Below are 26763 nucleotides of genomic sequence, written 5' to 3'. Positions count from 1 at the left end.
ATCCAGCAGAGCGGATCTCCGGCAACGCGGATACACCGGGCTGGGATACTTCCTCCCTATGAGTACGGGTGCCGTGCAGATCCGACTCTCGGCGGTGATCGGCGCGATGTCGTACGCGCTCGACGTCACGGAGGGCGAAGCGCCTGGGCACGCCCAGCGGGCGTGCAAGATCGGCATGCGCCTGGCCAGCCAGCTCGGGCTCGACCCGCACACGCGCTCGCAGCTCTTCTACGCGCTCCTGCTCAAGGACGCGGGCTGCTCGGCGAACTCCGCGAAGATGGCCGCCCTGTTCGGCGCCGACGACCACGTCGCCAAGCGTTCCTCCAAGCGCGTCGACTGGTCCGGGAAGCTGCCCGCGCTGGCCTGGTCGTTGCGCACCGTCGCGCCTGGCGGCTCGGCCCGGGCGCGGCTCGATCGCCTGCTCGCGATCAAGTCCGAGGGCGAGGTCACCAAGGCGCTGATGCAGGCGCGCTGCGATCGCGGGGCTGACATCGCCCGCCTGCTCGGCCTCGAGAGCGCGACGGCCGAAGCGATCCGCGGGCTCGACGAGCACTGGGACGGCGGCGGCCAGCCGCGCGGGCTGCGTGGCGAGGAGATCCCGCTGCTGGCACGGATCCTCTGCCTCGCCCAGACGGTCGAGATCTTCCACGCCGCGGGCGGAGTGGGCGTGGCGTGGCGCGTGGCGCGCAAGCGACGCGGCGGCTGGTTCGATCCCGCGCTCGTCGACGCGCTGGGCGCGACCCTGGGTGACACCGCGTTCTGGGGCACGCTCGCGGACCGCAACATCGGCGACTGGGAGCCGCCGGACCAGGTCCAGACCGCCGATGACACGAGGCTGGACCAGATCGCCGGCGCGTTCGCGGGCGTGGTCGACGCGAAGTCGCCGTGGACGTACCGGCATTCGGACCGCGTCTGCCTGATCGTGCTCGGCCTGGCGACCGCGTTCGGCGCCGACGAGGCCGAGCTGCGCGACCTGCGCCGCGCCGCCCTCCTGCACGATCTCGGCAAGCTCGCGATCTCCAATCGCATCCTCGACAAGCCCGCGGCGCTGACCAACGCGGAGTTCCGGCAGGTCCAGCGGCACCCGCTGGTTACCGAGCAGATCCTGCGCCGGCTGCCCGGTCACGAGCACATCGCCGAGGTCGCGGCCGCGCACCACGAGCGCCTCGACGGCGGCGGCTACCCGCGCGGCCTCTCAGGCGCCGACATGACCCGCAACATGCGCCTGCTGGCGATCGCCGACGTCTACGAGGCGCTGACCTCCGAGCGCCCGTACCGCCGCGCGCTGCGCTCCGACGAAGCGCTGACGATCATCCGCGCCGACGTCCCGCATCGCCTGGACCGCGAGGTGTTCGTGCTGCTCGAGCAGCTGCTGGCCGACGAGCCCGACGCCGACGAGCGCTTCGACGCGGGCCGCGTCCAGGCGGCCCTCGATCACGACTAGGTTCCCGCCCAGGTGGAGGGGACGTCCGCGCCGCCCTCCTGCGCGATCCTCGGCCCCATCTTGACCAGCGCGGGGTGCGACGACAGCTTGCCGCCGACCAGCGCCTGCCCGAGCGTGAACCCCGCCGCGAGGTCCAGCAGGCCGGCCGGGATGAACGAGAAGACGTCACGCGCGTAGGCGAGGTCGGCGGAGGAGTTCATCCGCATCAGCACGAGGTTGTCGCACTGCGAGACCACGTTGGGGTGCACCTTCTGCGGGCGCTGCGTGGCGGTCAGCAGGTACAGGCCGAACTTGCGCCCTTCGGCGGCGATCCGGATCGCGTGCTCGGTGGCGAGCGCGGTGAGCGGGTCGGCGGGTACGGCGGGACAGACGTTGTGCGCCTCGTCGATGACGATCAGGGTCGGCTCGCGGCGCGCGCGCAGCCGCCACAGCCGTTCGAGCACCGCGCCGGCGGTGAGCGCCTGCTCTTCGCGGGTGGCGAGCGAGCCGAGGTCGACGACCAGGCAGCGCACGGCGGGGTCCTCGAGCGCGTCGAGCGTCGAGCCCGGGTCCGTGCGCGCCCAGACGCTCCATGCGTCGACGCCGAGGTTGCTCGCGCGCCGCGCGAGTGCGGCGGCGGCGGGCCGGTCCGCGGTGTGCAGCGCCGCCAGCGTCTCGGGCCGCAGGTCCGCGAGCAGCGCCGTCAGCTCGGCGTACTCGTCGCGATCGCGGATCGGGTCCAGCCGCAGCGCGGCGGCCTGCGCCTGCTCGTCCAGCTCGCCCAGCCGGAAGCGCAGCCGCCCGGTGCCCGACGCCGCGGCGCGATGCACGACCACGCCCGCCGCCGCCTCGCGGTAGCGGGCGGCGAGCTCGGGCGCGACGTCGTCGCGCACCTCGGTCAAGCGCACGTAGTCCGAGTTGGGGTCGAGCACCACGATCCGCAGGCTGGTCGCCAGCAGCAGTCGCTCGAGCAGCACGCCGAGCGCGTAGGTCTTGCCCGAGCCCGACTGGCCGCACAGGAACGTGTGGCGGTCGAAGCCGCCCGCGTCGAGCGCGTGCACCAACCCGTCCGCGCGGGTCAATTGGCCCGCCGGGAGCACCGCGCGGCGCGGCGCGGTGGCGTGCAGCCACGTGCGCACCTCCTCGGGGGCGGCGGGGCGCACGATCGCGTCGTGGAACGGCTCCAGCGGCCCGTCGAGCACGACGCCCTCGCCCCGGGCGAGGCGAATCAGCATGTGCGTCGAAGCGCCATGCAAGCCGACCTCGCCGGCGTCGGCATGCTCGACCGCGAGCGAGAGCACCTGCCCGAGCCGGGGCGCGCCGGTCGACTCGAGGACGACGTAGCCGCCGACCCGTAGGGCGAGCGGTTCCAACGGCGCCTGGAAGCCGAAGCGGAGCCCGTCGACGGACGTCGCCAGCGGGAGCACGCTCGCTTCGAGGTCGCGCCGCATGACGCGGTACTCGGCGAGCCGGCCTGCGAGGGTGGCATCCATGCCGCGCATGCTCACCGCCGGCCGGGCGAAGACGCCTCGTCCGCGGGGGATGAGGCGCCGTCAGCCTGGTGCGACGCGGGGTCCGGATAGGACCGAGGGGCGATTGCACGGCAGGCTCCGGTACGGGAGAATCCTTGCGTGGTGAGCGGTCGGCCCCTCGCGCATTTGCCCCCGGTCAGCTCGCTGGCGCTCGAGGCGCTCGCGCGGGTCAGCGCGATTCCCGTCAAGATCGACAAGCATGTTCCGGTCCGTTTCTCCGACAGCGTCGAAAGCACCGCCGCGACGGTGCGGCCGGCGGGCGATGAGGCGGGGCTGCGCTTCGACGTCGTCGACGACGGCCACGGCTTCGACCCCGAGGCCGGCGTGACCGGCTTCGTCCCCGCTACAGGAGCGCTCGCCACGACATGATCACCGTCGCGATCGCCGACGACTCCTATCTGGTGCGCGAGGCGCTCCAGCAGATCATCGGGCGCAGCGAGCACCTCACGCTCGCCGCGGTCTGCGCCGACGGCGACGAGTTGCGCGAGGTGATCGCGCGCGAGCCGCCGGACGCCGTCGTCACGGACCTGCGGATGCCGCCCTCCGGGGACGGCGAGGGGCTCGCCGTGGCGCGCGAGCTGCGCGAGGCGCACCCGGAGATCGCCGTGATCCTCCTCAGCCAGTTCGCCGAGCCGCGCATCGCGCTCGAGCTCCTCGAAGACGGCGCGCAGCGTCGCGGCTACCTGCTCAAGGACCGCGTCGCCGACGCGGGCGGGCTGCCGGCCGCGATCGAGGCCGTGGTCGCCGGCGGGACGCTGATGGACCCGGGGATGGTCGGGAGCCTGATCGGCGCCGCCGCCCGCAGCAACCACTCGCCGCTCGGCGAGCTGAGCGGGCGCGAGCGCGAGGTCCTCGCGCTGATGGCCGAGGGAATGTCGAACGCCGCGATCGCGGAGCGGCTCGTGGTGACGCAGCGGGCCGTCGAGAAGCACGTCAACGCGATCTTCCGCAAGCTGGGGCTACGCGACGAGCATCTGGTCAGCCGGAGGGTCAAGGCGGTGCTGTTGCACCTCTCCGGCTGAGCAAGTGGTGCTTGCACCACCAGTGACACGTGCCAACACCGTTGCGCGCCGGTCACTGCGTCGTCAGCCTCGCACCCATGGGGATTTCCCCACCGCTGGTACTCGCCCAGCTTGCCGTTCCGCCGCTGCCGCCGGCGACGATCGCGAGGCCTCGGCTGACCGAAGCGGTCATGCGCGGCCTACAAGGCCCGGTCACTCTGGTCTGCGGGCCGGCGGGGAGTGGCAAGACCGTTCTCGTGTCCTCCGCGGTCGGCGGAACGCGCGTCGCGTGGGTCTCGGTCGAGCGCGAGCACAACGAACCCGCCCGGCTGTGGGAGGCGCTGCAGCGCGCGCTGGCGCCCGAGCCGGGAACGCCGACCGCCGAGCTGACCTACGCGCCGGGGCCCGCGTTCGGCGTCGCGCTGGTCAACGCGCTCGCGACCCTGCCCGAGCAAGCCGTCCTGCTCCTGGACGACGTGCACGCGCTGCGTTCGCGTGCCTCGCTCGCCTGGCTGAGCTTCCTCGTGCTGCACGCTCCGCCGACCGTCCGGCTGCTCTTCTCGAGCCGGTCCGACCCGGTGCTGCCGCTGCATCTGCTGCGCGTCCACGGCTCGCTCACCGAGATCCGCTCCGACCTGCTGGCGTTCACCGAGGACGAGGCGGTCGAGCTCTTCGCCGCGCACGGGGTGACGCTCGATCCCGAGCAGGTCGTCGCGCTGCACCGTCGCACCGAGGGCTGGGCCGCCGGGCTGCGGCTCGCGGCGCTCACCCTGCAGCGCCGCGACGACCCGGCGCGGTTCGTGACCGAGTTCGCCGGTGACGACCGTGCCGTCGCCGACTACCTCGTCGCGGAGGCCTTGAAGACCGAGACGCCGCGGCGCCGCGCCTTCCTGCTGCGTACCTCGATCGTGGCCGGGCGGATGTGCGCCGAGCTCACCCACGCGATCTCCGGCGACCCGAATTCGGAGACGATCCTCGAAGAGCTGGCGCGGACCAACGGCTTCGTCGTCCCGCTGGATGCGCAGGGACGGTGGTTCCGGCTGCATCGCCTGTTCGCCGAGCTGCTCAATGCGATGGCGAGGCGTGAGCTCGCGGGCGAGCTTCCCGCGCTGCATCGCCGCGCCGCGTTGTGGTTCGCGGGCGCGGGCGAGCCGTGGAACGCGCTCGACCACGCGGTCGCCGCCGACGAGCCCGAGATCGTCGGGGCCCTCATGCTCGCGCACTGGGTGGAGCTCTCCGCCGACGCGCTGCGCCTACAACCGTTCCTGGATGCGGCGGCGGGCCCGGCTGCGCTGGAGCCGCTCGTCCGGCTGCGCCGGGCGCGCGTGGCCGGCGACCTCGCGGCGGCGGAGACCGCGGTGACGGAGGTGGCCCCTGCCCTGGAGTCCGTCGTGCGGCTCGACGTGGCGATCACCGCGTTCTGGGCGGGAGCGGACGAGCGCGCGGAGCAGGAGCTCGCCGAGGCGCTCGCGCTGGCGGTGGCCGGCGACGTGCACTGGGCCGCGGCCGAGGCCGCCGCCCACCTCGCGCTGCACGCGGCGCTGCGCTCGGGCCCGGTCGCGGCGGGCCCGCTGCTCACCGAGGCACGGCGGCTCGCCTGCGGTCGCTCGGTCGCGGCGCTCGACGCCGCGGCGGGCACGTGTGCGCTGTTCGCGGGGCACCCGGCGGAGGCGGCGGCGTTGCTGGCGGCGGCGCGTACGGCAGCGCTCGACGCCGGCCTGATCGAGCTGCTGGAGGACCCGTCCCGCGCCGCGCCCGGGTTCGCCGCGATCGAGGCGCTGCTGATCGACGCGCTCTCCGACGACGATCCGCGGGTCGCCGACGCCGCGATCGGGGCCGCGCTCGCACAGGCGGAAGCGACGGGACACCGTTCCGTGTTCAAGACCCTCGGCGAACGCGGCGCCGACCTCCTGCAGCGGCAGGTCCGGCATGGCACGTCCCACGCGGCGCTCGCCGCCGAGCTGCTCACGCTGAGCGACGCCGCTCAGGCCCCGAAGCGATGCGAGCCGCTGACCGAGCGCGAACAGGCGGTCCTGCGGCTCCTCCCGAGCCCGCTGTCGGCCCAGGAGATCGCCTCCGAGCTCTCGATCTCGCGCAACACGGTCAAGACGCACCTGCGCAGCCTCTACCGCAAGCTCGACGCGGCGGATCGCCGCGACGCGGTCGACAACGCGCGCGCCCAGGGTCTCCTGCCGCGCTCGATCGGCCGCTCAGGCTCAGTCCACCCCGTCGGCTGACCCGCCGCGCAGCGCGGCCATCTGCTCCGTCCGCGGCCGCGTGGCCTCGCGCAGCACGATCTTGACCACGGCGGCGAACGGCACGGCCAGGATCGCGCCGACGACGCCGAGCAGCGATCCGAACATCAGCACCGCGGCGATCGTCGTGAACCCCGAGAGCGAGACCGCCTTGCGATAGACGATCGGGTAGACGACGTAGTTTTCGAGCTGCTGATAGACGAGCTGGACGATCAGCATGATGATCGCCTCGGTCGTGCCGACGGTCAGCGCGACGGCGACGAGGATCACCGCGGCGACCGTCGCGCCGATCTGCGGGATCAGGTCCAGCAGGCCGGTGATCACCGCCAGCACCAGCGGGAACGGCAACCCCAGCAGCCAGGCCGACACGCCGGCGACCGTCGCGGCCACGAGCGAGATCGCGAGGTTGCCGATCAGTGAGGAGGAGATCGCGCTGATCGAGTCCTCGAGCACCGGCCGCCAGCGCCCGTCGGTCTCCGGCCGGGTGAACCCGAACAGCCAGTCGGTGATCGTCGGTCGTTCCATCAGCAGGAAGAGCGCGAGGAACGTGAGCGTCACGAGCGACAGCACCGAGCCGAAGACGCCGCCGGCGATCCCGAGCAGCGCGCTGGCCGCGTCCGGAAGGCCCTCGGCCAGCTGCTTGAGCAGGTCGGCGATGTGGTTGTCGGCGTTCGCGGTGGAGAGGATGTCCTGGAAGCCCGGCTTGCTGCTGATCTCCTCCCAGTAGCCGGGAACCGCTTGGATGAACTCCACGATCTCCCGCCACACGGGTCCGGCCGTCACCAGCACGAGCGCGAAGACCGCGGCGAAGAGCCCGAAGAAGACCGACAGGGACGCCACCCCGCGTTTCCAACCGCGGGCGACCAGGCCCACGACGATCGGATCCAGGCCGAACGCCAGCACCGCCGCGAGCACGATCGAGATCACGGTGCCGAGCGAGAGCAGTCCGAGCGCCACCAGCGCGGCGACGCCCAGCAGCGTGAGCAGCGTGCGCGCGGTGAAGACGATCTCGACGCGCTGGGCCTCGGCCCGGCGCGGATCCTCGCCGGGCGGGTCCTCCGTCATCGGGGGCAAGGTCGCCATGATGGGGCTGGAGCTTGGTGCGCCGGGGGGTGGGGGCGCGTCATCCGGAGTGGGTGACCCAGCGGCGGCGGGCGAGCAGCGAACACGAGCCACCAGGTGTGCGACCCGACGCCGGCTAGGGCGACCGTCGGACGCATCGGAACCCGATGTGGCTCATCCCCGTGTCGATCATCTGCGGGCGCCGCGCGGCGGGGCGGTAGCGGGCGCAGTAGCAGTCGGCGCACAGGAAGGAACCGCCCTTGACGACCCGGCGCGGGATCCGCACGGTGGGCTGGTTCGGGTCGAACCGCGGCTCGAACCAGGTCCGCGTCCACTCCCAGACGTTGCCCGCCATGTCATAGAGCCCGAAGCCGTTGGGCGCGAAGGAGCCGACCGGCGCCGTCGTCCCGTAGCCCGGCTCCGCTCGCCACGGGAAGTCACCGTGCCAGTAGTTGGCGCGCCGCTCGCCGGCCGCCTCCGGCTCGTCACCCCACGTGTAGGCCGCGCCGTCGAGCCCGCCGCGCGCGGCGAGCTCCCATTCCGCCTCGGTCGGGAGTGCCTTCTCCGCCCACTCGGCGTAGGCGCGCGCGTCCGCGTACGCGACGTGGACGACCGGGTGCTGCTCGCGCCCCGCGAGCGTCGAGCCGGGCCCGTCCGGATGCCGCCAGCTCGCTCCCGGCGTCCACGCCCACCACTGATCCATCCGCTTCAGGTCAACGGGTCCGCGGCTGCGGCGGAAGACCATCGACCCGGCTTTGAGGTTCTCGGGCGGGGCGCCGGGGAATGCGGCCGGGTCGAGCGGGCGCTCGGCGACGGTGACGTAGCGCGTGGCGTCCACGAACGCCGCGAAGGCGCCGTTCGTGACCGCGTACGGATCGATCCAGAACCCCTCGACCGCGACCTCGCGCGCCGGCGCCTCCTCGGCGTGGTGGGCGTCCGAGCCCATCCGGAACGTCGCCGGGGGGATCCAGACGGCGCCGTCGATCGCGGTCGTGCTCATGCGAAGACGCGGCTCCAATCGCGCTGCATGCTGACCACCGTCCAGCCGAAGTGCTCCGCGGTGGTGAGGATCGGCTCGGCGTCGGGGTTCGTGACCGCCACGCTGTCGTAGGCGTACTCGCGTTCCTCGTCGTCGTGGTCGATGACCACGCACAGCGACGGCCGATCACCCGCGTGCACGTACTCGAGCATCTCACGGTCGCCGGCGCTGTTGCCGACGGCGAGGATCGGGCGGCGGCCGATGTGGGTCTGGATGTTCACCGCCTTGGGCGCGCCCTCGTTGGGCGAACCGAGGATCGCCGGCTGGCGGACGAGCACCGCGCGCCCGTCGCGGCGCTCGAAGCTGACCTGCACCGCGGAGCCGATCACGTCGTTGGGCGCGACCCCGTAGAGCGCCTCGCCGACGGCGCGCACGAACTCCACGCCGCCGCCGGTGACGACGAACACGTGGAAGCCGTTGGCCCGCACGTACTCGAGCAACTCGAGCATCGGCTGGTAGGTCAGCTGCGCGAATGGCACGTCGAAACGCGGGTGCTTGGCGCCGGCGAACCACGTCTCGACGTCGCCGGTGAACTCCTCGGGCGTGCGGTCCGCATCGAGCGCGAGCACGGCCTGGACGAGCCCGTGCTCCATCAGCTCCGGGCGCTTCGCGAGCCGCTCCTTGAGGAACAGCTCCTGTACGTAGGCGGGACGCTCGACCCACAGGGTGCCGTCGTTGTCGAAGACCGCGAGACGTTCGTTCTCGGGCACGTCGCGCACCGTGCGCTCGACGAACTCGATGATCGCCGAGCGGGCCTCCCCGTCGTTCCAGGACTCGAGCGTCATCGGCCTGAGGTGATGACCGACTCGAGCTTGGCGACGACCTGGTCGATCGTGAAGCTGGCGGCCTTCTGGCGCGGCGGGAACTCCTGGAAGGTGGACAGGAACTCGGCGACGACCGTGGTGGCGGCGAGCAGGATGAAGTCGCTGTTGAGCAGCCAGTCGTAGTAGGTGTTCGAGGTGATGTCGGCGCGCTCGAACGGGTCCATCCGCAGGTTGTAGAGCTTGGGCACCCGCAAGGGGACGAACGGCTCGGCCCAGATCTGGATCGTGCCCTGGACGCGCTGCTCCATGAAGACGACTTTCCAGTTGTCGAAGCGCAGCGCGAGCACGTCGCCGTCATCGGAGAAATAGACCATGCCCTTGCGCGGCGAGGAGTCGACCTCGCCGGTGAGATAGGGCAGCAGGTTGTAGCCGTCGATGTGGACCTTGTAGCCGTTGTGGCCGGCCTTGAGCTTTTCCACGATCTCGGCATCGCCGGCGGCGGCGAGGAACGTCGGGAGCCAGTCGTGATGCTGGATGATCTCGTTGGAGATCGCGCCGGCGGCGATCTTGCCGGGCCAGCGGATCATCTCGGGGACCCGGAAGGCGCCTTCCCAGTTGGTGTTCTTCTCGCTGCGGAACGGGGTCATGCCGCCGTCGGGCCACGTGTTCATGTGCGGGCCGTTGTCGGTCGAGTACACGACGATCGTGTCCTCGGTCAGCCCGAGCTCGTCGAGCTTGTCGAGCATCGCGCCGACGACCTTGTCGTGGTCGATCATCGTGTCGTGGTAGGGCGACTGCCAGCGCCCCGCCTGCCCGAGGCTCTCGGGTTTGCAGTGCGTCCGGAAGTGCATGTGGGTGGTGTTGAACCAGACGAAGAACGGCGTTTCAGCGGCAGCCTGGCGCTCGACGAAATCCACCGCGTGCTCGAGCACCTCGTCGTCGATGGTCTCCATCCGCTTGGCCGTCAGCGGGCCCGTATCCTCGATGCGCTGGCGCCCGATCGGGCCGTAGCGGCCGTCCTCGGTCGGATCGTCGGTGTCGGTGGCCCAGGAGTGGACGACGCCGCGCGGGCGGAAGCGCTCGTTGAAGCGCGGGAAATCCTCCTGCGACGGCCAGTTGGGATGCTCGGGCTCTTCCTCGGCGTTGAGGTGGTAGAGGTTGCCGAAGAACTCGTCGAAGCCGTGGACCGTCGGCAGGAACTTGTTGCGGTCGCCGAGGTGGTTCTTGCCGAACTGCCCGGTGGCGTACCCGCGCTCCTTCAGCAGCGTCGCGATCGTCACGTCCTCCGGCTGCAGACCGACGTCCGCGCCCGGCATGCCGACCTTGCTCAGCCCGGTGCGGAACACGCTCTGACCGGTGATGAACGAGGACCGCCCGGCGGTGCAGCTCTGCTCGCCGTAGGAGTCCGTGAAGCGCATGCCCTCATTGGCGATGCGGTCGATGTTGGGCGTCCGGTAGCCCATCAGCCCATCGCTGTAACAGCTCAGGTTCGTGATGCCGATGTCGTCGCCCCAAATGACCAGGATGTTGGGTGGCATGACCGGCACCGTCGTGGCCGCGCGGGCGAGTACGCATCGCCCACCCCGGGTGACGCGGGCGTTCAGCTCGCCCGTGTCTCTTTGAGCTCCTCGAGCGCGCGCTCGATCCGGTCCAGGCGCTCGGCGAGCTCGTCTTCGTCGCCGCGCTTACGCCGCGCGGACTCCACGAACGCGGCGCTGATCGACGCGGTGATGACGCTGAGGAAGCCGATGCCGAACACCATGACGACCCCCGCGAGCACCTTGCCGCTGGTGTTGGCCGGGACGTGATCGCCGTAGCCGACCGTGGTCACCGTCTGCACCGCCCACCACAGCCCGCTCCAGACGGTCGGGAACTCGTGCGGGTCGAGCAATCGCATCAGGACGGCGCCGACGATCGATACGAGGACGGTCGCGATGGCGATCAGCTGACCCGCGCGGCGGGCGGTGGGAGGCGAGATCTTCATCAGAACACGCAGCGTTTCCGAATCGCGGGTGGTCGCGCGTCATCCAGACGAGGTGAAGTCGCATCACCCGGCACAGCGTGACGATGCCGGCATGACCCGCTCGCAGACGCCGGCGTCGCTGTCGGCGCTGACGCAGGACCTGACCCGCCTCGCGGCGATCCCGTCGATCTCCGCGCCCGGCTACCCCGAGTCCACCCACGCCGCCCTCGGGGAGGCCTACGAGCTGACCGCGGAGCTGCTCCGCGACGCCGGGTTGCAGAACGTCGCCCCGCTCGAGCTGCCCGGCACCGCGCCGGCGGTCACGGGCGAGATCCCCGCGCCGCCCGGCGCGCCGACCGTGCTGCTCTACAGCCACTACGACGTCGTCCCCGCCGGCGACGAGTCGCTGTGGACGTCGCCACCGTGGGTGCCGACGGAGCGCGACGGCGCGCTCTACGGCCGCGGGACGTCGGACTCCAAGGCCAACGTGATCGGCCATGTGGGTGCGCTGCGCGCGTGGGACGGCAAGCCGCCCGTCGGCATCAAGGTCATCATCGAAGGGCAGGAGGAGGTCGGCGGCGGCGCGCTGCTCACCTACCCGCAGGCCCATCCTGAGACCTTCGCGTGCGACGCGATGGTGATCGCCGACATGGGCAGCGTCCGCCCGGGCGTGCCGACTCTGACGGTCGCGCTGCGCGGCATGGCGATGGCGACGATCGAGGTCACGACCCTGAAAGGGGCGAAGCACAGCGGCCAGTTCGGCGGCGCCGCGCCCGATGCGCTGCTGATCCTCCTGCGCGCGCTCGCGTCGCTGCACGACGACAACGGCGACGTGGCCGTGGCCGGCCTGGATCGCAACGAGTGGACCGGAGAGTCCTACAGCGACGACGAGTTCCGCGAGCTCGCGGAGGTCCTGCCCGGGCTGCCGCTGCAGGGCACCGGCGGGCTCGGCTCACGGGTCTGGTCGGGGCCGGCGATCACGGTCACGGGCATCGACGTGCCGTCGGTGGCCAACGCGCTCAACGCGGTCTCCCCCCATGCGAAGGCGAAGATCAACCTGCGCGTGCATCCGGCGCAGGACGCGGGTGAGGCGCAGGCCGCGCTGGTCCGCCATCTCGAAGCCGTCAAGCCGTTCGGGATCGCGCTCGAGGTGACCGCGCAGGAGACCGGCAACGGCTTCGCGGCGGACACGACCGGCCCGGCCTACGAGGCGGCGCGCAAGGCATTCTCGGCGGCCTGGGGCACGACGGCCGTGTTCGCCGCGGGCGGCGGATCGATCCCGCTCGTGAGCGCGCTGCAGTCCGCGGTGCCCAAGGCCGAGGTGCTGCTCGTCGGGGCGACCGACGGGTACGCGAACATCCACGCTCCCGACGAGCGCGTCCTCCTCGACGAGCTCGACAAGGCGACGCTCGCCGAGGCCACGTTCTTCGGCGAACTCGCCGCCGGCTGGAGCTGAGCGACGATGGCGGACACGATCCCGGCCCCGGAGGCCGCCGATCACACGTTCACCGAGCGCATGCTCGACGGCATCGAGCGCCTCGGCAACAAGATGCCGGACCCCGCGCTGCTGTTCGTCTGGCTCTGCCTCGGCGTGATCCTGCTCTCGCAGGCGCTGGCGTGGCTCGACGTCAAGGCGACCTACGAGGTCGTGGCGCCGCCGCCGGTCCCGGCGCAGGAGACCTACTACGGCGGCTCGATCGACCCGGTCTACGTCGCCCCGTACGAGCACGAGCCGGCGGACCTCTACAAGGTGCGCAAGGAGACGACCGAGGTCAAGGGGCTGCTGACCGTCGACGGCATCCGCTTCCTGTTCACGTCGTTCGTCGACAACTTCCGCAACTTCGCCGCGGTGGCGATCATCCTGGTGGTGATGATCGGCGTCGGCCTGGCCGAGGCGGCCGGGCTGATCGGGGCGCTGATCCGCAAGCTCGTCGCGGCGTCCTCGCCGAGCACGCTCACCTTCATCATCGTGCTGCTCGGGATGATCTCGAGCGTCGCCTCCGACGCGGGGTACATCGTGCTGATACCCCTGGGGGCGGCGGCGTTCTTGAGCGTCGGCCGGCATCCACTCGCGGGCATCGCGGCCGCGTTCGCGGGCGTCGCGGCAGGCTTCGGGGTCAACTTCCTGATCACGCCGCTGGACGGCGTGCTGACCGAGATCACCAACGACGCGTCCGCGCTTGCCAACCCGGATGCGAACATCGACCTCGCGGCGAACCTGTTCTTCGGGATCGCCTCGGCGCTGTTCGTCACGGTCCTGCTGACCTTCGTGACGGCGCGGTTCGTCGAGAACCGGATGGGCGCCTACGACGCGTCGCAGGCGGGCGACGAGCCCGAGGACGAAGCCCCGGCGCTCGCACCCGAGGCCGAGGCTCGCGGCCTGCGCTACGCGCTGTGGGCGACGCTCGGCGTGGTGGTCGTCATCGCGCTGCTGACGGCCATCCCCGGCGCGCCGCTGCAGGACCCCGAGACCGGCCGCGTCATCGGCGACTCGCCGTTCATGGACAGCCTGATCGTGATCATCGCGGCGATCTTCTTCGCAGCGGGCCTGGCGTACGGCTACGGGGCGGGAACCATGAAGGGCAGCGCGGCCGTGCTGGCCTCGATCACCAAGTCCTGGGCCGGCCTGGCGAGCCTGCTGTTCCTGTTCCTGCTGATCGCGCAGTTCATCGCCTACTTCAACTTCTCGAACATGGCGCAGGTCGCGGCCGTGCAGCTCGGGGACCTGCTCGAGCGGGCCGACATCGGCGCCGTCTGGCTGCTGATCGGCTTCATCCTCGTGACCATGGTCGTCGACCTGATCATGCCCGCGGCGATCGCCAAGTGGGCGATCCTGGCGCCGATCTTCATCCCGCTGTTGATCCGCCTGAACGTGACGCCGCAGACCGTGCTCGCGGCGTACCGCGTAGGCGACTCGCCGCTGAACGTGGTCACGCCCTTGATGGCCTACTTCCCGCTGATCGTGATCTTCGTCAAGCGCTACCAGCGAGATGCGGGGATCGGCACGGTGGTCTCGCTGATGCTGCCGTACGTGGTCATCCTGTCGGTCGGCTGGATCCTGTTCTTCGTGGCCTGGTACCTGCTCGGCATACCGTGGGGTCCGGGCGCGCCAGTGCATTTCTAGTCGTCGTCGATGGACGACAGCACAATCACCTTCGTCGTACTCGGCGCAGTCGTCGCGCTGTTCGTGTGGGACCGGCTGCCGGTGGCGATCGTCGCCATCGGCGTCGCGTTGTCGTTGTGGGCGACGGGCGTGCTCTCGCTCGACGACGCGCTGGCGGGCTTCGGCGATCCGACGGTGCTGTTCATCGCGTCGCTGTTCGTGGTCTCCGAGGCGCTGGACGCCTCGGGGGTGACGGCGTGGGTGGGGCAGGAGCTGGTCGCGCGCGTAGGGGACAGCCGGACGAAGCTGATCGTCTACACGATGGGGCTGGTCGCGCTGCTCACCGCGCTGATCAACGTCAATGGCGCCGTGGCGGCGCTGGTGCCGGTGGCCGTGGTGATGGCGGTGCGGACCGGGCGTTCGCCATCGCAGTTGTTGCTGCCTTTGGCGTTCGGCGCGCATGCGGGCTCGCTGCTCGCCCTGACGGGGACGCCGGTCAACGTGATCGTCTCCGAGGCGGCGGCGGACGCCGGCGTGGGGAGCTTCGGGTACCTCGAGTTCGCGCTCGTGGGTGTGCCGCTGACGCTCGGCGTGATCCTGATCGTGGTGCTCTTTGGCGAGCGGCTGCTGCCCGAGCGCCACCCGCGCTCGATCGCGCCGGACTTCAGCGGGCATGCGCGGACGCTGATCGAGCAGTACGAGCTCGACCATCGTGAAGATGCCCTGATGACGCGGCGCTACGGCGTCGCCGAAGTGGTCATCCCACCCCGTTCGCAGCTCGCCGGTGACCGCGTGTTCCCGGGCATGATCACCGCGAGCGGCGATCTCGCGATCCTCGCCGTCCAGCGCGGCGGCGATGACACCGGCCCCGGCGAGACGGTGCTCGCGGAGGGGGACACGCTGCTGCTGCAGGGCTCGTGGGCGGCGCTGGACTCCAACCTCGACGACCCGGAGGTCCTGGTCGTCGACGCTCCCGATCTGGTGCGCCGCCAGGCGGTGCCGCTCGGAGCGGGGGCGCGGACGGCGCTGATCGTGCTGCTCGCGATGGTGGTGGCGCTGGCGACCGGTGCGGTGCCGCCCGCGGTCGCCGGCCTGGGCGCCGCGTGCCTGATGATCCTGCTCGGCGTGCTGACCGTCGAGCAGGCGCAGCGCGGCATCTCGTGGACGACCGTGGTGCTGGTCGGCGGCATGATCTCGCTGTCGACCGCGATGGTCTCGAGCGGCGCCGCGGGTCAGCTCGCGGACGCGCTGGTCGACGTGGTCGGCGATGCCGGCCCGCACGCCCTGCTGCTCGGTCTGTTCGTGCTCACCGCGGTGCTCGGCCAGCTGATCTCGAACATGGCGACGGCGCTGATCGTGATCCCGATCGCGCTTTCGGCGGCGGCGGACATGGACGTCTCGGCCAAGCCGGTGCTGATGGCGGTGACGGTGTCCGCCGCGGCCTCGTTCCTGACGCCCGTCGCGACGCCCGCGAACCTGATGGTCATGGAGCCGGGCGGGTATCGCTTCGGCGACTACTGGAAGCTCGGGCTGCCGCTGCTCGTGCTCTTCGGGGTGGTCGCGGTCCTGCTCGTCCCGGTCTTCTGGTCGTTTTGACGCGGCGGGTCTTCGCGGCGCCGGCCGACCAGCCGCGGGTGCGGCGGGGGACCGACGTCGTGCTGCTTGCGCCCGCGGTGTGCGTGTTGGTGATCGCGATCGCGTCCTATCCGCCGCGGCGCCTGGAGGTGGCGCTGGAGCGGCTGCTCTCCGCGCTGCCGGGCTGGCTCGAGCCGGTGTGGCAGATCCTCGCGTCGGCGTTGTGGGGGTGGGCGGCGGTGCTGATCGTCGCGGCGGTGGGTGCGCGGCGCTGGGTCGTGGTCGCGCAGGCGCTGACGGCGCTCGTGGGCGCGGCGTTGCTCGCCGCGCTGACCACGCGGATCGCGGTCGGGGACTGGCCCGACTCGCGCTTTCCGACGCTGTGGGTGGGGGAGGCGACGACGGTGTTGGTGACCGTGTCGCCGCACCTCGTGCATCCGCTCCAGGTCTTCGGCCGGCGCCTGCTCGTGGTGGGCGTGCTCGGCGCCGTGGTGACCGCGAACGGGACGCCGGGCGGGACCGTCGCTGCGCTGGCGATCGCGGTGGCCGTCGCGTCGGCGCTGCGGCTCGCGTGGGGCACATCGGCGGGGCGGCCCGGACTGGATGACGTGGCGGCTGGGCTGGCCGAGCTCGGGGTGGTCGCGTCGTCGCTGGCGGACGCGGATCAACACGTCGCGGGGGTGTTCGGCGTGAGCGGGCGCGGCGCCGACGGACGGCCGCTGCTGATCAAGGTCTACGGGCGCGACGCGTATGACCGGCAGTTGCTCGCGCGGGTGTGGCGGCGGATCTGGTACCGGCGACCCGGCCCGTCGCTCGCCCTCGGGCAGCTGGGGGCCGCCGAGCACGAGGCGTTCGTGACCCTGCTGGCGGCGCGCGGCGGCGTGGCGGCGCGCGAGGTCGAGACGGCGGGGGAGACCTCCGTGCACGATGCGTTGCTGGTGTTGCGCGGCGCGGTCTCGCCGCTCCCGGGCGAGCGCGTGGGTGAGGCGTGGGACGCGCTGGCGCGGCTGGCAGCGCTGCGGATCGCGCATCAGCGGATCGAGCCGTCGACGCTGGCGGTCGCGGGCGGCGGGCGGGTGGGGTTCGTCGACTTCGGCGTGGCGGCCGTCGGACCGGACGAGCACCAATTGGGGACGGACCGCGCGCAGCTGTTCGTGAGTTCCGTGGTGGTCGCGGGGGAGGAGGTCGCGCTCTCGTCGGCTCTCGGCGCTCTGGGCGCGGACGGTCTCGCCGAGATGTTGCCCTACCTGCAGACCGCGGCGTTCCCGCCGTCGTTGCGGCGGGTGCTGAAGGCGGCGTCGATCGACGTCGACGAGTTGCGCAAGCGGGCCGCTTCGACCGCGGAGGTCGAACCGCCGGAGCTCGTGAAACTGCGCCGGGTCTCCTTGTGGTCGGTAGGGCAGGGCCTGCTGCTCGTCTTCGCCGCCTCGACGATCCTCACGATCGCCGCGCACGTCGACTGGGACGAGGTCGGCTCAGAGCTCGCCCACGCGTCGTGGGGCTGGCTGGCCGCGGCGCTCGTGGTCGCGCAGCTCCCGCGCCTCGCGCAAGCCGCCGCGACGCTGGGCACCGTGCCGGTCTCGCTCCCGTTCGGCCCCGTCTACGCGCTCCATCTCGCGTCGGGCTACATGAACATCGCGCTGCCGTCGAGCTTCGCGCGGATGGCGGTCAGCGTCCGCTTCTTCCAGCGCCAGGGTCTGAGCGTCACCGTCTCCGTCGCCTCCGGCGTGATCGACATGATCGCGACCGCGGCCGTGCAGGGCGTGGTGCTCGTGGCGCTGCTGGTGTTCTCGGAGGCGACCCTCTCGCTCGACCTCGACCTCCCCACCGGCGACACCCGCACCGTGTTGTGGATCCTGGTGGCGCTGCTCGCCGTGGTCGTCGCGCTCGGCTTCGTCGGGCCGATCCGGCGCCTGATCGTGGGCCGTGTGCGCGCCTGGTGGCCGGACGTCCGCGCCGCCCTGATCGGCCTCCGCGCCTCCAACAAACTCGCGCTCCTCGTCCTCGGCAACCTCGCCGCCGAGGTCCTGCTCGCGATCGCCCTCGGCCTGATCGCCCGCGCCCTCGGCTACCACGTCACGCTCGCCGAGCTCCTCGTGATCCAGACCAGCGTGGCGTTGTTCTCAGGTCTGATCCCGGTCCCGGGCGGCATCGGCGTGGCCGAACTCGGCCTCACCGTGGGCCTCGTGGCCGCGGGTCTGACCCCTGAAGCGGCGCTGGCCGCCGCGATGGCGTTCCGGATCGCGACCTTCTACCTCCCGCCGCTGTGGGGCTTCTTCGCGTTGTCGTGGCTGCAGCGCGGGAGGTATCTATAGGGCCGAAAGTCAACTGCGCCGGGTGGGGAGGGGGGAGTGGCTCGCCCTTCGTTGCTGCCTGCCGTCGTCCGTCGCTCGGCGCGGCTCTGTTGGCCCGAATCGGAGTGCTGGGATACCGACAGTTACGGGCGTGGTGCTGACACACCGGTCCGCGGTGGGCCTTCCGGTGATCGGTTCGGCGAGCAACGAGTCATGCGCGAGGGGGGGTGCGTACTCCTATTCCGGCCTGACCGGACTTAGCGTACGAACCCCCTCAACGCGCCAACTCGACCAGCGCGAACCTGATCGAAACCCGCGCACGGAGCCTCAAACGCGCACGGTCGACCACGGCGACCGGGACAGCACGAGTGCGGGACATACTGGCCAGCCCACGCCCGTAACTGTCGGTATCCCAGCGCGAGATTTCGGGCAAACAGAGCCGCGCACCGAGCGGGTCCACGGCAGCCGAGGGACGGGTGGCTCGCCACTCCCCCTCCCCACCCGGCGCAGTTGACTTTGAGTCCCTAGACCGGGTACCGAAGGATCGCCGCCACACCCGCCTCGGACGGGATGTCGTCCCGCCGCAGAGCCAGGACGCGGCCGCCTGACTCGAGGACGCGGCGGGCGATCTCGTCGCGAGACACCAGTCCCGGGCTGCCGTGGGTCCGGCGCGCGGCGCGGCCCTGTTGGCTCGAATTGGGGTGCTGTGACCGTGCGCGTTTGAGGGACAGATCGCGGGTTTCGATCAGGTTCGCACTGGTCGAGTTGGCGCGTCGGTGGGGGTGATGAACAATTGAGTCCTCACAGGACGCATTTGTTCATCACCCCTCGCGCACGACTTCTTTGCTCGCGGACACCGATCACCGCAAGGCCCGGCGCGGACGGGGGTGTCAGCACCACGCCCGTAACTGTCGGTATCCCAGCACGGCACTTCGACCCCGACAGAGCCGCGCACCGAGCGGGTCCACGGCAGCCGAGGGACGGGTGGCTCGCCACCCCCCCTTCCCACCCGGCGCAGTTGACTTTGAGTCCCTAGACCGGGTACCGAAGGATCGCCGCCACACCCGCCTCGGACGGGATGTCGTCCCGGCGCAACGCGAGCACCCGGCCGCCGGATTCGAGGACGCGGCGGGCGATCTCGTCGACGACGCCGTAGTTGACCGCGTCGTCGTCTCCATCCAACGTCACGACGCCGCTCTCGGCGTCGACGAAACCGGGAACGACGTCATCGATGTCGGTCATCAGGGTGTCCACGGCGCCGAAGGTCGCGGCACGGGCGACGTCGGTCAGGTCGGTTGCGCCGCGGCCTTGGGTGACGCGGCGTTCGAAGCGGCGGCGCACCGCGACCAGCTCGTTCGCGTAGAGCGCGTCGAGGATCGGGCGGGCGGCGGCGGCGAGCTCGGCGGCCGAGGACTCCTCCGGGTTGCCGGTGATGCCTTCGGCGAGCAGGTCCGGGTAGCCGTTGACGGAGCGGTAGATCGACGCCAGCGGCTCGGTGGCGGCGAGGATCAACGGGAGGCCGAGGCCGGCCAAGACCGGTCGCAGGGCGCGGTCGACCGCGCGGGCGTACTGGCGCATGCGGACCTTCTCGGCGCCTTCGATCCGCCCGGTGGTGGTCGCGTCGACCTCGAGCGGGAGGTCGGCGATCGACAGCTCGGAGGCGGGGACGTCGCCGGCGACCTCGATCACGCGGACCGAGCCCTGCGCCAACGCGAGTACCAGCGCGGCCTGCGGGAAGGTCACCGAGCGAAGCAGCGGTTTCAGGTGGAAGCGGTCGGAGACCTCGACCATCGCCGTCAGGTGGTTGGGCAGCCGGAACGTGCGCAGCGAGTCCGGCGTGATGAACACGGCGAGGCTGTTCGCGAGGTAGGCCCAGAAGGCGTCGTCGGCGAGCAGGTCGTCGAGGTGTTCCTGGACGCGAGCGTCGCCGTCGAGCTGGCGGAGCGCCTCGGCGCCGAGGTTCTTGAGCTCGATCCGGGCGCCTTCGGCGTCCTGCGGCAGCGGGCTCGTGGGGAGGTAGATGGAGACGGAGCCGGGTTCGCGCGCGTCCAGCAGCGCGGCGACCTGAGCCCGCGTCGGGATGTCGATATGCAGGGCCACGCTCGCAGCCTCGCGCGCCCGCGGGTGACGGCGCATCGTCCGGCCGGGGTGACGTCGCGTCACCCGCGCGACCCGCAGAGTTCCGGTCCGTGCCCGTCCGCCTGCTCGGCCGTCTAACGCTCGTTCTGATCCTCGACGCGCTGGCGCTGCTCGCGCTCAGCGCGCTGCTGTCGGGCTTCACGCTCGCCGGCCCGCTCGCCGCGCTCGGCCTCGCCGCCGTTCTGGGCATCGCCAACGCGGTCGTCTGGCCCCTCATCCTGCGCTTCGCGCTGCCGTTCACCGTCGCCACGCTCGGCCTCGGCGCGCTCGTGCTCAACGCCGCGATCCTGCTCGGCGCGGCGGCGCTGCTCGACGACGTCGAGATCGCGGGCCTGACGGAGGCGATCGTCGTCGTGCTCGGCCTCACCCTGATCACGACGCTGGTCGGCGGCGTCCTCGCGCTCGACCGCGGCGACCTGTGGTATCGCCACATCGTCCGCCGCCAGCTCAAACGCGCGCAGCTGGCCGAGAAGACCAAGGTTCCCGGCGTCGTCTTCCTCGAGATCGACGGCCTCGCCCACGACGTGCTCCGACGCGCGCTCCGGGACGGCAACGCCCCCGTGCTCGCCGGCTGGATGCGCGATCGCGGCTACCGCCTCGAAGGCTGGGAGACCGACTGGTCGTCGCAGACCGGCGCCTGCCAGGCGGGCCTGCTCCACGGCTCCGACGACGACATGCCCGCCTTCCGCTGGTGGGAGAAGGACACGGGCCGCGCGATCGTCACCAACCATCCACGGGACGCGGCGGAGATCGAGCGCCGCCGCTCCGACGGCAAAGGCCTGCTCTACGCGGACGGCGCCAGCCGCGCGAACATCCTCTCCGGCGATGCCCCGCACAGCATGCTGACGATGAGCACCGTCCTCGACCGCAAGCGCGAGGGCCGGCTCGGGCAGGACTACTTCGCCTACTTCGCCAGCCCGTACGGCGTCGCCCGCACGCTCCTGAGAGTCATCGGCGAGTTCTTCATCGAGCGCTGGTCGGCGGTGCAGCAGGTCCGTCGCGACGTGCGCCCGCGGATCAAGCGCGACTGGAAGTACGCGCTCGTGCGCTCCTACGCGACCGTGATCCAGCTCGACCTGCAGGTCGCCGCGGTCACCGCCGACGTGCTCGCCGGCCGCCCGGTGGTCTACACGACGTTCCTGGCCTACGACGAGGTCGCGCACCACTCGGGCATCGAGCGCCCGGACACGCTCGCGGTGCTGCGCAAGGTCGACCAGGCGATCGACCGGATCGCCGCCGCCGTCGAGCACGCGCCGCGCCCGTACGAGCTGATCGTGCTCTCCGACCACGGCCAGAGCCAGGGCGCCACGTTCCGCCAGCGCTACGGCGAGGGCCTGGAGGACATCGTCGGCCGCTTCGCCGGCGAGGGCGAGGTACGCGCCGAGGACGCGCACAGTGATGAAGGCCTCGCCTCCTTCAACGCCAGCGTCAGCGAGGTCGCCACCCGCGACACGCCCGTCGGCCACGCCGTGCGCACCGCCGCCGGCAAGCGGCTCGACGAGGCGCCGGACCCGAGCATCCCCGAGGTCTCCGTGATGGCGTCGGGCAACCTCGGGATCATCTCCTTCCCGCGCGAGCCGGGCCGCGTCACGCTCGAGCAGATCGCCGAGCGCCGCCCCGGCCTGCTGGACACGCTGCGCGGCCACCCGGGCATCGCGTTCGTGCTCGTGCGCTCCGAGCACCTCGGCCCGGTCGTGCTCGGCCCGGCGGGGCAGCGCTTCCTCAACGACGACACGGTCGAAGGCGACGACCCGCTCGCCCCGTTCGGCCCGTTCGCCGCCGACCACATCCGCCGCACCGACGGCTTCCCGCACTGCCCCGACATCGTCGTCAACAGCACCTACTGGGACGAGCTGGAGGAGGTCGCGGCGTTCGAGGAGCTCGTCGGCTCGCACGGCGGGATGGGCGGCGGCCAGGCACACCCGTTCGTGATGCACCCGCCGGAGCTGCAGTGGCCGAGCGAGCCGGTGGTGAGCTCGGAGGCCGTGCACCGGATCCTGCGCGGGTGGCTCGTCGAGCTCGGCCAGACCGCCTACGCCGAGGAGCGCGAGCCCGTCACCCGCTGACGCTAGGAGACCAGCAGCGAATCACCGGGCGCGAGCGTCTCCACCTGGACCGAGGGCGCGTGCTTCTCCATGTGCCGGGCGAACTCCAGCGGTGGCTCGACGAGCAACCCCGGGTAGCGACGCCCGAGCCCGATCGGGAGGAACGTGCCCCAGTGGATCGGCACCGCCACCCGCGGCTGCACCAGCGCCATCGCGCGGGCCGCGCCCTCGGGGTCGAGATGGCCCGGCCCGAGCGACGTTCCCCAGCCCCAGATCGGGATCAGCGCGACGTCCACCTGGCCGCGCAGCGCGGCCATGTCGTCGTCGATGTCGGTGTCGCCCGCGAACCACACATCGCCGATCAGGTAGCCGAGCGTGTCGTGCTCGACCACGCCCGGACCGGGCCGCCGGCGCCCGTCGTGCCACGCCGGCACGGCGCGCACGGTCGCGTCGCCGATCGTCACCGACTCGCCCGCCCGCAGCTCGAGCACCCGCCCGAACGGGATCCGGTCGAGATAGTGCCCCGCGCCGGTCGGCAGGATCGCGGTCGTCGACGCGTTCGCGACCGTACGCAATGACGGCTTGTCGAAGTGGTCGTGGTGCAGGTGCGAGAGCAGCACCGCGTCGACCGGCCCGGGATCGGGCGGGTCGGGGACCTGGCGCAGCAGGTGCGCGACCCGATGGCGCAACACCGGGTCGGTGATGATCCGGGCGCCGGGCGTCTCGACCAGCACGGTGGCGTGGCCGACCCAGGTGACCCTCACCCCGGCGGGGCGAGGCTCGATCACCCCGGGCACCTCAACACTCGCCGCATGCCACTTGGTCCGCTGCAGGTCATGGTCGTGAATTTCGAGGACACCAACTTCACGGGTGAGATCGAGGCCGAGTTGATCCGCCTCGAGGAGACCGGCACGCTGCGCGTGCTCGACGTGATCTTCGTCGCCAAGTCACTCGACGGCGAGATCGAGGTCGTCAGGACCGACGACGTCCACACCGGCGCGCTCTCACAGGCGCTTCTGGGCATGGGCGACGGGGTCTCCGCGACCGAGGCGCTCGCCGAGGACGCCGACGTCTGGTACGCCGCGGACGCGATCGAGCCCGGCTGCGCCGCGGGGATCATGGTGCTCGAGCATCGCTGGTCGATCCCGCTGCGCGAGGCCATCCTCGCCGCCGGCGGCAAGAACGTCGTGACGGAGTGGGTCGACGAGGCCGAGGTCGCGGGACTCGGCGTGGCCCTGCCGACGGACTGACACATGGACACGAACCGGATCCTCGGGCGTGAGGGAGCGACCTTGCCTCATCCAGTGAGGGTGACGTCGCTGTGAGCGGCCCCTTCGTGCTCTGTTACGACGGCTCGGACCTGGCCAAGCACGCGATCGAGGTCTCGATCGGCTTGCTCGGCCGCGGCCACAAGGCGAAGCTGCTCTACGTCTACAAGCCGATGGAGCGCTCGCTCGGCGTCGCGCAGGCGCTGACCGGCGGGCGCATCGACGCGCCGGTCAGCGGCGAGACGGACGCCAACGAGCTGATCGAGCGGGGCGTCGCCTTCGCCCGCGAGGTGGGCTTCGACGCCGAGCCGGTGCTGGTCAAGGCCGACCGCTCGATCGCGGAGATCATCACGGCCACCGCCGAGGAGGTGGACGCCCCGGCGATCGTGATGGGTCAGCGTGGACGTTCGGGCCTGAAGAGCGCGTTGCTGGGCAGCGTTTCGCGTGACGTGGTAAACGCCTACCATCGCCCCGTCATCATCGTCTGAGCGCCCCCTGGGTCGCTACGCCCTCTGGCGCCACCGGCTCGAGGACGGCGAGCGGACGACGGTCTACGCCGTCCGCTACTCGCTCGCCCGCACGACCGTGCGCGTGCTGCACTTCCCGCGCCCCCAGCGCCTGGACGTGTGGTGCCGCCGCCACGGCGTGGGCGAGGCGATCGTCGGCGGGTTCTTCGTACGCGACCCCTACCGCGCGCTCGGCGAGGTGTGGGTGCGCGGCCGCGTCGCGCGGCACGAGCCGATCGCGGAGCCGTACGCGCTCCCGCGCGCCTGCGTGGTCAGCAATGGGGACGGGGTGCGATTCGCCGCACGCGAGCACGCGCCCGACCCGCCGCGCGGCGACCTCATCCAAGCCGGCCCGCTGCTGGTCTCTGGCGGCGCGATCGCCTTCGACGCGTCCGACGACCGCGAGGGCTTCTCCGCCGGCGCGGGGCAGTTCGACTCCGACATCACCGACGGCCGTCACCCGCGCGCGGCGCTGGGGGTCTCGGCCAAGGACGTGATCGCCGTCGCGTGCGACGGGCGGCGCTCCGGCGTCGACGCCGGCCTGACGATGAGCGAGCTGGCCGCGGTGATGGTCGAGCTCGGCGCCGAGAGCGCGATCAACCTCGACGGCGGCGGCTCGACCACGCTGGTGCACCGCGGGCATCTGCTCAACCGGCCGTACTCGTCGCAGGATCAGCCGGCGCCGCAGTCGCGCCGGATCCTCAGCGCGCTGGCGTTCGAGTGATGCGCCGCGCGGCGTCCTGGGCCCTCGCGGTGTTCGCGGCCGTCGCGCTGACGGTGGGCGTGCTGGCGCAGTTCGCGAACCGCACGATCTTCAGCGCGGACGGCTTCGCGGACCGTACCGAGGCCACGCTCCAGTCGCCGGCGGTGAGCGCTGAGCTCGCGCGCCGCATGACCGACGGCGCGATCCGAGCCGAGCCGGACCTGATCGCCGTCCGCCCGCTGGTGACGGGCGCGGCCGAGGGCGTGGTGAGCAGCGCCGCGTTCCGCTCGGTCGTGCGGGCCGCGGCGCGTGACGTGCACCGCTCCGTCTTCGACCGCGACGCGACGACGGTCACGCTCACGGTCGTCGACGCGGGCGTGCTGCTCTCCGAGGCGGTGAACCATCTCCGCCCCGATCTCGCGAAGCGGATCCCTCCCGAGCTGCAGGTCACGCTGTCCGGCGCGGCCGAGCGCGCGACCGCGCACACGCTCGACGCGGCCGAGCGCGTGCGACTGCTGGCGGTGATCGCGCTGGTCGCGGCGCTCCTGCTCGCCGCCGGCGCGGTGCTCGTCGCGCCCGCGCGACGCGACGCCGTCGTGCGCGTCGGCTTCGCGGTCGCCGTGGTCGCCGGCCTCGCCGGGCTGACGGCGACCTTCGCCCCGCCCGTGCTGACCGAGAACGCGGCCGCGCGGGCGGTGCTGCGGGCGTGGCTGGACCCGCTCGCGGTCTGGTGCTGGACGCTGGCGGGCTCCGGCCTCGTCGTCGGCCTGGCGGCGGCGTCGGTGCTGCGGCCGGTCGTCATCCTGCCGCTGCTCGCGCGCGGGCGCGCCGCGATCCTCCACACCCCCGACCGGCCAGGGCCGCGCGCTGCGCGCGCCGTGGCGGCGATCGCCGTCGGCCTGCTGGCGATCCTCGACCCGCTCACCGTGCTCGAAGTCCTCGTCGCCTCGGCGGGGCTGCTGCTGGTCGTGGCGGGAACGAGCGAGCTGCTGCGGCTCGTCGGCGGGCCGGACGCGCCGCGCGCCCGCGTGCGGCGCGGCGTCCCTCGCGCGGTGCGGATCGGCGCGCTGGCGGGCGCGCTGATCGCCGCCCTGGCCGTGACCGCGTTCGCCGTCGGCGGCGGCCCCGAGCCGATCCGCGTCGGCCGCTGCAACGGCGAGGCCGCGCTGTGCGACCGGCCGCTGAACGAGGTCGCCTTCGTCGGCACCCACAACTCGATGGCCGCCGACGGCGAGCCCGGCTGGCTGTTCGCCGCCCAGGACGCGGGCATGGACGCGCAACTGCGCGAAGGCGTGCGCGCGCTGCTGATCGACACCCACTACGGGTTCGCGACCCCGCGCGGCGTCGCCACCGACCTCTCGCGCGACTCTAAGAGCCGCGAGAAGGTCACCTCCGAGGTGGGCGAGCGGTTCGTCGACACCGCGGAGCGGCTGCGCGAGCGGATCGGCTACACCGGCGGCGGCACCCGCGAGGTCTTCCTCTGCCACGCCTTCTGCGAGGTCGGCGCGACCCGTGCGCTGCCGGCGCTCGAAGGCGTGCACCGCTTCCTGCTCGCCCACCCGGAGGAGGTCCTGATCCTCTCGATCGAGGACGACACGGACGCCGCCGACACGGCGAAGCTGATCCGCGACAGCGGCCTGATCCACGAGGTCTACCTCGGTCCCGCCAAGCCGCCGTGGCCGACGCTGCGCCAGATGATCGACCGCGATCAGCGGGTGCTGGTGCTGATCGAGAACGAGCCGGGCGACGAGCCGTGGATGCACAAGCAGGACGAGGTCGCCCAGGAGACGCCGTACCGCTTCAACACCGCGGCCGAGCTGGCGGCGCCGACGACGTGCGCGCCCAACCGTGGCGGCACCACCGGCTCGCTGCTGCTCGTCAATCACTGGGTCGACACGTCGCCGGCGCCGCGCAAGTCGATCGCGCGGGAGGTCAACGCCCCGGCGTTCCTCGGCGGTCGCCTCAAACGCTGCCAGGCGGAGCGGCACCTGCTGCCGAACATCGTGGCCGTCGACTTCTACCGCCAGGGCAACGTCTTCGGCACGGTCGCGCGGCTCAACCAGCCTCAGTGAGCGAGGCGGGCTCACCCGA

The 26763-nt window shown here is 72.0% G+C and carries 20 protein-coding genes and 1 pseudogene; 13 read left to right on the top strand and 8 right to left on the bottom strand.

The window, feature by feature from the left end; all coding sequences use genetic code 11:
• Nucleotides 1–58 precede the first annotated feature (58 nt).
• Nucleotides 59–1444 carry an HD-GYP domain-containing protein gene (locus tag OM076_RS07265; RefSeq protein WP_270038828.1) on the top strand — a complete coding sequence of 462 codons (1386 nt, stop codon included), beginning with the start codon at nt 59–61 and terminating at the stop codon, nt 1442–1444.
• Here the strand turns inward: OM076_RS07265 and OM076_RS07260 are convergent.
• Nucleotides 1441–2916: an ATP-binding protein gene (locus OM076_RS07260; protein ID WP_270038827.1), complete on the bottom strand. Its 1476-nt coding sequence runs from the start codon at nt 2914–2916 to the stop codon at nt 1441–1443. The genes OM076_RS07265 and OM076_RS07260 overlap by 4 nt on opposite strands.
• A gap of 141 nt (nt 2917–3057) precedes the next feature.
• Between OM076_RS07260 and OM076_RS07255 the strand changes: the two genes are divergently transcribed.
• From OM076_RS07255 to OM076_RS07245, 3 genes are all read left to right on the top strand, one after another.
• Complete coding sequence (locus tag OM076_RS07255; RefSeq protein ID WP_270038826.1) at nt 3058–3324, top strand: hypothetical protein; 267 nt, start codon at nt 3058–3060, stop codon at nt 3322–3324.
• The gene (locus tag OM076_RS07250) at nt 3321–3977 is read left to right on the top strand and encodes a response regulator transcription factor (RefSeq protein ID WP_270038825.1); all 657 of its coding nucleotides are present in this window, start codon (nt 3321–3323) and stop codon (nt 3975–3977) included. Before OM076_RS07255 ends, OM076_RS07250 begins: the two co-directional genes overlap by 4 nt.
• Nucleotides 3978–4054: 77 nt before the next feature.
• Nucleotides 4055–6193, top strand: coding sequence for a LuxR family transcriptional regulator (locus OM076_RS07245; protein WP_270038824.1), 2139 nt, complete (start codon nt 4055–4057; stop codon nt 6191–6193).
• Here the strand turns inward: OM076_RS07245 and OM076_RS07240 are convergent.
• The 5 genes and pseudogenes from OM076_RS07240 to OM076_RS07220 all read right to left on the bottom strand — a co-directional run.
• Complete coding sequence (locus OM076_RS07240) at nt 6173–7276, bottom strand: AI-2E family transporter (protein WP_270039024.1); 1104 nt, start codon at nt 7274–7276, stop codon at nt 6173–6175. The two genes, OM076_RS07245 and OM076_RS07240, sit on opposite strands and share 21 nt — an antisense overlap.
• 133 nt (nt 7277–7409) lie before the next feature.
• On the bottom strand, nt 7410–8273 hold the full coding sequence (locus OM076_RS07235; RefSeq protein ID WP_270038823.1) for a formylglycine-generating enzyme family protein: 864 nt from the start codon (nt 8271–8273) through the stop codon (nt 7410–7412).
• Nucleotides 8270–9097 (bottom strand): HAD family hydrolase, encoded by an 828-nt coding sequence (locus OM076_RS07230; RefSeq protein ID WP_270038822.1) that lies wholly within the window; start codon nt 9095–9097, stop codon nt 8270–8272. The genes OM076_RS07235 and OM076_RS07230 overlap by 4 nt, the downstream gene beginning before the upstream one ends.
• Nucleotides 9094–10623, bottom strand: a complete 1530-nt coding sequence (locus OM076_RS07225) for an arylsulfatase (RefSeq protein ID WP_372518002.1) — start codon at nt 10621–10623, stop codon at nt 9094–9096. Before OM076_RS07225 ends, OM076_RS07230 begins: the two co-directional genes overlap by 4 nt.
• A 53-nt stretch (nt 10624–10676) precedes the next feature.
• Nucleotides 10677–11075, bottom strand: a pseudogene (locus OM076_RS07220) (potassium channel family protein); the annotation flags it as partial.
• 76 nt (nt 11076–11151) lie between these two features.
• Between OM076_RS07220 and OM076_RS07215 the strand changes: the two are divergent.
• Genes OM076_RS07215 through OM076_RS07200 form a run of 4 tightly spaced genes read left to right on the top strand, consistent with a single transcriptional unit; the run spans nt 11152 to nt 18032 of the window.
• Nucleotides 11152–12495 carry a M20/M25/M40 family metallo-hydrolase gene (locus tag OM076_RS07215; RefSeq protein WP_270038820.1) on the top strand — a complete coding sequence of 448 codons (1344 nt, stop codon included), beginning with the start codon at nt 11152–11154 and terminating at the stop codon, nt 12493–12495.
• Nucleotides 12496–12501: 6 nt separating this feature from the next.
• Nucleotides 12502–14163 carry an AbgT family transporter gene (locus tag OM076_RS07210; RefSeq protein ID WP_270038819.1) on the top strand — a complete coding sequence of 554 codons (1662 nt, stop codon included), beginning with the start codon at nt 12502–12504 and terminating at the stop codon, nt 14161–14163.
• A gap of 9 nt (nt 14164–14172) precedes the next feature.
• Nucleotides 14173–15738 carry an SLC13 family permease gene (locus tag OM076_RS07205; protein WP_270038818.1) on the top strand — a complete coding sequence of 522 codons (1566 nt, stop codon included), beginning with the start codon at nt 14173–14175 and terminating at the stop codon, nt 15736–15738.
• Nucleotides 15735–18032 carry a lysylphosphatidylglycerol synthase transmembrane domain-containing protein gene (locus OM076_RS07200; protein WP_270038817.1) on the top strand — a complete coding sequence of 766 codons (2298 nt, stop codon included), beginning with the start codon at nt 15735–15737 and terminating at the stop codon, nt 18030–18032. The genes OM076_RS07205 and OM076_RS07200 overlap by 4 nt, the downstream gene beginning before the upstream one ends.
• A 1011-nt stretch (nt 18033–19043) precedes the next feature.
• Here the strand turns inward: OM076_RS07200 and OM076_RS07195 are convergent.
• Nucleotides 19044–20111, bottom strand: a complete 1068-nt coding sequence (locus OM076_RS07195) for a baeRF11 domain-containing protein (protein WP_270038816.1) — start codon at nt 20109–20111, stop codon at nt 19044–19046.
• 89 nt (nt 20112–20200) lie between these two features.
• On the opposite strand from OM076_RS07195, the gene OM076_RS07190 reads away from it, so the two are divergent.
• The gene (locus tag OM076_RS07190; protein WP_270038815.1) at nt 20201–22216 is read left to right on the top strand and encodes a phage holin family protein; all 2016 of its coding nucleotides are present in this window, start codon (nt 20201–20203) and stop codon (nt 22214–22216) included.
• A gap of 2 nt (nt 22217–22218) precedes the next feature.
• On the opposite strand, the gene OM076_RS07185 is transcribed toward OM076_RS07190, so the two are convergent.
• Nucleotides 22219–22983, bottom strand: coding sequence for an MBL fold metallo-hydrolase (locus OM076_RS07185; RefSeq protein ID WP_270038814.1), 765 nt, complete (start codon nt 22981–22983; stop codon nt 22219–22221).
• 24 nt (nt 22984–23007) lie between these two features.
• Between OM076_RS07185 and OM076_RS07180 the strand changes: the two genes are divergently transcribed.
• From OM076_RS07180 to OM076_RS07165, 4 genes are all read left to right on the top strand, one after another.
• Nucleotides 23008–23445: a DUF6325 family protein gene (locus OM076_RS07180; protein WP_270038813.1), complete on the top strand. Its 438-nt coding sequence runs from the start codon at nt 23008–23010 to the stop codon at nt 23443–23445.
• Nucleotides 23446–23516: 71 nt separating this feature from the next.
• Entirely contained in the window at nt 23517–23951 is a 435-nt protein-coding gene (locus OM076_RS07175; RefSeq protein WP_270038812.1) for a universal stress protein, read from the top strand.
• Nucleotides 23952–24054: 103 nt separating this feature from the next.
• Complete coding sequence (locus tag OM076_RS07170; RefSeq protein WP_270038811.1) at nt 24055–24693, top strand: phosphodiester glycosidase family protein; 639 nt, start codon at nt 24055–24057, stop codon at nt 24691–24693.
• Nucleotides 24693–26744, top strand: a complete 2052-nt coding sequence (locus OM076_RS07165) for a phosphoinositide-specific phospholipase C-related protein (RefSeq protein WP_270038810.1) — start codon at nt 24693–24695, stop codon at nt 26742–26744. Before OM076_RS07170 ends, OM076_RS07165 begins: the two co-directional genes overlap by 1 nt.
• Nucleotides 26745–26763 lie beyond the last annotated feature (19 nt).

This window comes from Solirubrobacter ginsenosidimutans (assembly GCF_027587205.1).
This window is presented reverse-complemented; position numbering and strand designations above follow the sequence as displayed.

Coding starts and splice junctions, on each gene's coding strand:
- OM076_RS07205 (WP_270038818.1), top strand. CDS start 14,173: ATGGACGACAGCACAATCACCTTCGTCGTACTCGGCGCAGTCGTCGCG.
- OM076_RS07260 (WP_270038827.1), bottom strand. CDS start 2,916: ATGGATGCCACCCTCGCAGGCCGGCTCGCCGAGTACCGCGTCATGCGG.
- OM076_RS07250 (WP_270038825.1), top strand. CDS start 3,321: ATGATCACCGTCGCGATCGCCGACGACTCCTATCTGGTGCGCGAGGCG.
- OM076_RS07240 (WP_270039024.1), bottom strand. CDS start 7,276: ATGACGGAGGACCCGCCCGGCGAGGATCCGCGCCGGGCCGAGGCCCAG.
- OM076_RS07215 (WP_270038820.1), top strand. CDS start 11,152: ATGACCCGCTCGCAGACGCCGGCGTCGCTGTCGGCGCTGACGCAGGAC.
- OM076_RS07165 (WP_270038810.1), top strand. CDS start 24,693: ATGCGCCGCGCGGCGTCCTGGGCCCTCGCGGTGTTCGCGGCCGTCGCG.
- OM076_RS07210 (WP_270038819.1), top strand. CDS start 12,502: ATGGCGGACACGATCCCGGCCCCGGAGGCCGCCGATCACACGTTCACC.
- OM076_RS07245 (WP_270038824.1), top strand. CDS start 4,055: ATGGGGATTTCCCCACCGCTGGTACTCGCCCAGCTTGCCGTTCCGCCG.
- OM076_RS07265 (WP_270038828.1), top strand. CDS start 59: ATGAGTACGGGTGCCGTGCAGATCCGACTCTCGGCGGTGATCGGCGCG.
- OM076_RS07180 (WP_270038813.1), top strand. CDS start 23,008: ATGCCACTTGGTCCGCTGCAGGTCATGGTCGTGAATTTCGAGGACACC.
- OM076_RS07230 (WP_270038822.1), bottom strand. CDS start 9,097: ATGACGCTCGAGTCCTGGAACGACGGGGAGGCCCGCTCGGCGATCATC.
- OM076_RS07235 (WP_270038823.1), bottom strand. CDS start 8,273: ATGAGCACGACCGCGATCGACGGCGCCGTCTGGATCCCCCCGGCGACG.